The 6,187-nt window shown below is 73.7% G+C and carries 2 protein-coding genes; both read left to right on the top strand.

Going from position 1 to position 6,187, the window contains the following annotated elements; translation table 11 throughout:
* The first annotated feature begins 87 nt into the window (after positions 1-87).
* A complete protein-coding gene (locus L0P92_RS23335) occupies positions 88-3,291 on the top strand; it encodes a tetratricopeptide repeat protein (protein WP_234764781.1) in 3,204 nt (1,067 codons plus the stop codon).
* Positions 3,292-3,368: 77 nt separating this feature from the next.
* The gene (locus L0P92_RS23330; RefSeq protein ID WP_234764780.1) at positions 3,369-6,182 is read left to right on the top strand and encodes an AAA family ATPase; all 2,814 of its coding nucleotides are present in this window, start codon (positions 3,369-3,371) and stop codon (positions 6,180-6,182) included.
* The last annotated feature ends 5 nt before the right edge of the window (positions 6,183-6,187 follow it).

Genomic DNA, 6,187 nt, shown 5'->3' with positions numbered 1-6,187 from the left:
CCGAGATCTCCACGTCTAGCTGTTCGTCGGCAGCGTCAGCAGTGAATACGCGACAGGAACGCCGTTGCCGCCGGAGGGGGACGTGACATGCGGGACAGCCATCGGGCCGATGCCGAGCGGCTGTTGGCCCGGGCCGTGGAGGAGGAAGTGCGGCGCTCGGGCGGGCGGGTCGACGGGCAGGTGCTGCTGTCGCGGGCGCGTGGCGCGCTGGACGCCATGGCGCGGACGGCGTCCGAGGAGTACGAGGCGTACACGCGGGCGCTGGACGAGGCGCAGGCCGGCCGGCTGACGTTCGGGCAGCGGTTCGCGCGGGAGGGCGGGGCCACGCCGCTGATGGTGGCGGGCGTCGCGGCGCTCGCGGCCGTGGTGTCCGACCTGGCGCTCGGCACCGGCACGGGCACCGCCGTGGGCGCGGGCGTCACCGTCGGTGTCGTGGGCGCGGCGGCGACGGTCGTGAAGGTGGCCGGCACGCATCTGCCCGCCGCGCACCACCGGGCGGGCGCCGTCGGCCAGCCCGGCGGCCCGGAGCAGCTGCGGCTGCAGTGGCTGACGGCGCTGGAGGTACGGGGCATCCGTCCGTTCCTCGACCAGCAGCGGGTGCTGAGCGCGTCCACCGGCCCGAAGCAGACCGGGCCGCGGCTGCGGGGCGCGGACAAGAGCGCGGCGGCCCGCGGCCGGAGCGTGCTGGAACAGTCGTTCGGTCAGCTGCCGGAGCCGATGGACCCGTTCGCGGGCCGCAGACAGGAGTTGGCCCGGATCCGGCAGTGGGTGCAGGCGGCGCGGGCGAGCACGGAGACCAAGCCGACGGTCGTCGTCCTGCACGGGGCGCCCGGCGGCGGCCGTACGGCACTGGCGATCCGTGCCGCCCATGATCTGAAGGACCAGTTCCGCGGGGCGTGCGTGGTGGATCTGCGCGGCGACACCACGGAGGAGGCGCCGCTGTCGACGAGGGACGCGCTGCTGCATCTGCTGAACCGGCTGGGCGCCCCGCGCGAGCAGCTCCTCTTCCGTGAGCGTTCCTCGGCGGACCAGCAGGTCAAGCGGCTGAGCGAGCTCTACCACCAGCACCTGACGGGCCTGCCGGTCACCGTCGTACTGGACGACGCCTCCGACCCGGCGCAGGTCCGCACCCTCGTCCCCGAGCGCTCCGACAGCCTGGTCCTGGTCACCGCCCGCGAGCCCCTCGACCTGCCCGCCGACCTCGCCGCCTGGGTGCACCAGCTGCCGGTCGAGCCGCTGGACGCGGCGGGCGCCGAGGAGTTGCTGAGCGCGGCGGCGGCGGACTCCTCGGCGCCCTACGACGCCGAATCCGCCGACCGGATCCGGCAGTTGTGCGGCGGGCTGCCGCTGGCGCTGCGCATCGCGGGCTCGTCGCTGGGCCCGCGGTCGCCGCGCACCCTGGCGACGGACCTCGGCGCGTACGGCCCGGTGGAACCGGTCGAGCGGGTGCTGTGGCTGCGCTACACCGACCAGTCGGAGGCGGCCCGGCGGCTGCTGCGCAGACTGGCCCTGGCGGGCCGCGCCTCGCTGGGCGCGGCAGCGGCGGCGGCGCTCCTGGCCACGGACGAGGCCGAGGCGACCCGTCATCTGGAGGCCCTGTCCCGGTCCGGCCTGATCGACCACGTCCGCGGCGACCGCTACCGCCTGCACGACCTGGTCCGTGCCTTCGCCCACGCCCGTCTCCTCGACGAGGAGGAGGCGGTGGAGCGTACGGCGGCGCAGGAGCGGCTGATCGTGAACTACGCCGACCTCGCCGAGTCCGTGCTGCGCCTGGTCGACGGCAACATGTCGACCCGCTCGGACCGTTTCAGCCCGCACGGCTTCACCTCGCTGGACGACGCGCTGCGCTGGCTCGACGACGAGTCCAGCTTCATCACGGCGGCGCTGCGGCACACGGAGGACGTCAACCAGGCGGCCGTGCTGAACCTGCTGGGCGCCCTGTGCGACTACTGCCTGCTGCGCGGCGACCTCTACCGCCTCGGCGAGATCAGCGAGCTGGCCCAGGCCGTGGACCAGGGGCTGCTGGTGCGCTCGGTGCAGTGGCGTACGGGCATCGCGGCCCGCCAGCTCGGCGAGCTGGACAAGGCCCGTACGACCCTGACCTCGGTGGTCGACCTCTACATGGAGGCCCACCACGACGCGGGCGCGGCCCGCGCGCTGTGCTCCCTCGGCATCACCCTGCACCACCAGGGCAATCTCACCGAGGCGGTCGCCAAGCTCCGTGAGGCGCTGGACCTGCAGTCGCCGCCCCAGCTGGCGACGGACCGCGCCTGGACGATGCACGCGCTGGCCGCGGTGGAACGGGACCGCGGCCGAGTGTCGGAGGCGATGGACCTGCTGACCGAGTCCCTGGCCCTGCACCGCGCCTGCGAGTCCGTGCACGGCGAGGCGTGGGCCCACTTCCAGCTCGGCCAGCTGAGCCTGCGCATGGGCGACGTGCCGCGCGCCGAGTCGGACCTCCGCGAGGCGCTCGACCTGTACGGCCGCACCCGCGACGTCCGCGGCGAGGCCTGGGCGATGACCCAGCTGGCCCGCGCCCGCCTGGTCGCCGGCGACCCGTCCGCCGCGGTGGACGCACTGCGGCAGGCCGCCGCCCGGCACCGCGACAACGAGGACGCGCGCGGCGAGGCCTGGTCCGTCTACTACCTGGGCCAGGCCCTGGAGGAGACCGGCAACCTGGACGTGGCGGTGCGCGAACTGGAACGCTCCCGCACGATGTTCTCCCGTATGCAGGACGTGTACGGCCTCGCCTGCGCCCGGCACCACTCGGCCCGCGTGACCCGGGACCAGCGGGCCGCCCAGACCGGCTCCCTGAAGAACTCCGGCTTCGCCCGCCAGCTCCTGGTGGACGCCCGCGCCAACTTCCAGCGCATCGGGGTCGCCCACGGTGAGGCGTGGACATGCCTGGAGCTCGCGGTGGTGGACGCGGGCAACGCCCGCACCCAGCAGGCGCTGGCGCTGTGCGACGACGCGGTGGCGCTGTTCGCCTCGTACGGCGACCGCAGAGGCGAGGACTGGGCGCGCTTCCTGCGCTGCACCCTGCTGCCGTACGCGGCACCGGGCGGCGTCGAGGTCGGGACGGCTGTGGCGCAGGAGGAACTGGCGCAGCTGGGCCGGGGAGGGCACGCGCTGCGGGACGGCAAGCTGGGCGACTACGTGGAGGCGTACCAGCTGCTGCTCGAACGCGGCGTGGACCTGGAGGCCGGCTGGCAGGCCTGGCGGCTGGGCATGGTGCCGAACCGCCACGCGCGGGAGGTCATGGGGGTGCCGGTGGCGGCCTCACCGAGGTGAGATCGGTCGATCCGGTGGCCGGACGAGCGGGTTCCTGGCAGCTTGGACATGGGTAACCGCGGTCGACGGTCGACGAGTTGGGGGCTTCGGTGATCGATGCGCTGCGCGGTCCCACACCGCCGCCGGAGGTTCCGGTGCCGTTCGTGGGGCGGGACCAGGAGGTCGAGGAGCTCGCCGCGGTCCTGGCCGAACGGTCGCCGCGTGTCCTGGTCCTGCACGGTCCCGTCGGCGTGGGGAAGTCGGCGCTGGCCGCGGCGCTGGTGGAGCGCGTCGGGTTCGGTCGGGGGCCGGTGCACTGGTTGTCCCTCGACGGGAACGCGACCGAGGAGACGATCCTGCTGCGGCTCCTGGCGGAGCACGGGGCGCCGCGCCGGCCGATCCTCACCGCGGCGGTGCGCGCCGAGAACGCGGGCGAGGATCTGCTGTTCGCCAGTCTGCTGTCCGAACAGGCCCGGAAGTACGTCAGGGACTCCGTCATCGTCCTAGACGGTGCGCACCCCTCGCTGCGCCGCCTTCTGCACGGACTGCTGCCGCAGCGGGGCGACGGTCCTCGCCTGGTGATCGTCACCTCGCGGTCGGACATGTGGCGTGGGCCGCGGATGCACGTCCACGAGGTGCGGCCACTGGACACGCCGGACGCCGTCCGGCTGATCGAGGACATGTCACGCCTCGTCGAGCCGGCCCAGGACCCCGATCCGGCCCGACTGGCCCGCGCCGCACGGGGGCTGCCGGCCTGGCTGAGGGTGGCGGGCGCTCTGCCGCCCGGACCGCACGACACGCCGCACGACCTCATCGCCTCACCCGACGCCCTCCTTGAGCTCGCCACCAGCCGACTGGATCCCGCCGCCGTCGTCGTTCTCCGGTGCCTGGCCCTGCGGGAGCCGAACACCGCGCCCTTCTCCGTCCGCACCGTCGAGGCCCTGCTGCCCGATTTCGGGGGGCCGTACGACGCCCCGGGCATCCTGAGCGTCCTCGGGGCGTACGAGCTGGTCGGCACGGTGCGGGAGGGTCTCTGGACTCTTCCCTCATGTGTCGCCGACGCGGTCCAGCGCGACATAGGGCCGGGAGACCACTACTCCCTGCGCGTACAGGTGGTCGAGCAGCAGCGAAAGGCGGCGCTGAACAGTGCCTGGCACGCCGTGCATCCACTGGACGGCCGGCCCAAGTGGTTCAGATCCGACCTCGCGCCGATGGATCTGCCCACGCACATCGACGAGTTCATGGCGTTGCTCGATCGGCATCGGTCCCCTGAAACGCTCCCGGAGACGCTGGCCGCTTTCTTGGCCGTACGCGGCGACGCCCACCGCCTGGTCGCCGTCCACCGGCTGTCGGGGGGCCGGGCACGCCTGGGCCTGAGCCAACTGCTCCGCGACGTGGGCGCCCTGAAGGAGGCCGAGCAAGTCCTTGCCGACGAGTCCTTTCAGCGGGGCTCCACCCCCACCATGCTGGTGCGGGGCGAAGCCCAGTACTCGGCCGGCGATCTGATCGGAGTCGGCAGCGCTCGGGTCACGGCCACGCCGCACATCGAGGCCGGATTGTCCGTGGTGCGCGGCGCGGCGCTGTGCGACCGGGGCCAACCGCTGAAGGCGGCGCACGAGCTCGACGCGGCCGCCGAGGCGCACCGGCGCAACGGCTGCGTCCGGGGGCGGGGCTGGGCCCTGCTGCACCAGGCCCGCGCCTGTCTGCTGCTCAACCGCCCGCTGCAGGCGGAGCATCGTCTGGCCCAGGCGGCCAAGGCGCTGCGCGACGTCGGCGACGTACGCGGCCTGAACTGGGTGGCCACCGAGCGGATCCGTCTCCTGCTGCTACGCGACGACGCCCATGCCGCCCTCGCCGCCGCCCAACGCGCGCTGACCGCACACGAACAGGCCGAGGACGTCCGGGGCATGGGATGGACCGGCCATCACGTGGGCCTGGTCCTCGTACGACAGGACCGCATCACCGAGGCCGGCGTGGCGCTGCGTTCGGCCGCAGACTACTTCGAGGGGTGCGGGGACCGGTTGGGAGCGGCCTGGACCCGGCACCGTCTGGCCCTCCTGGCACAGAACAACGTCGACCACCAGGTGAGGGAACTCGAAGGCAGCCTGCGGGCCTTCGCCGAGGCGGGCTGCGACACGGGGCAGGCCTGGTCCCTCCTCGAACTCGCCCTGCGAACCCGCCGATCGGCGCTCGGAAGGTCCAACGAGTTCCTGGCGGGCGCCGTGAACCTCTTCGAGAACCTGGACGACCTGGGCGGCCTCATGTGGGCCCACACCGTCGACCACCTCCCGGCCGCACGTCTCAGGTCCTCCGCCCCCTGGAGAAGCCTGGTCGCGAGAGCCAACAGCAGCGAGGCGCTCGAGGCAGACCTCTCGGCGTTCTGGCATACCGCGACCGAGGGGGGCCACCCCGTCATCCCACTGCACGCCCGCGACACCGTGGCCCTGCCCACCCGCGACGACAAGCCCGAACGCAAGCCCCTGGCGCCCTACGTCACCCCTGCTCGACGGCAGCCCACCACCCCCCGCTGCCACGTCCGCCTCACCCTCCTCGACGACTCCCCCGCCGCCCACGCCACGGCCCGCCTCCTCCTGCGCGTGGCCCCGGAGAAGGGCCACCCCTGGAGATCCGCCGACGACGAACGCCCCTGGCTCACCGCGGTCGCCGTCCCGCTCACCCCCGCCACCGTCGAACCCCCCACGGCCCTCCTGCTGCCCTCCCGGCAGCAGGCGCACGGTGCCGAGTTCGACGTCACGGCACATCGCCCGGGAGTCCACGTCATCCGTTTCACCATCGCCCTGGAACGCACCGGCACGGTCCTCCAACAGGTCGAGACCGAGCTGGAGATCCTGGACGGCACCGATGGGGCCGACCTCGCGGCACCCCACGCGGCCTTTCCGCGGGAGCGGTAGGACGA

It is taken from the genome of Streptomyces muensis, from assembly GCF_021474425.1.
Lineage (GTDB): Bacteria > Actinomycetota > Actinomycetes > Streptomycetales > Streptomycetaceae > Streptomyces > Streptomyces muensis.
This window is presented reverse-complemented; position numbering and strand designations above follow the sequence as displayed.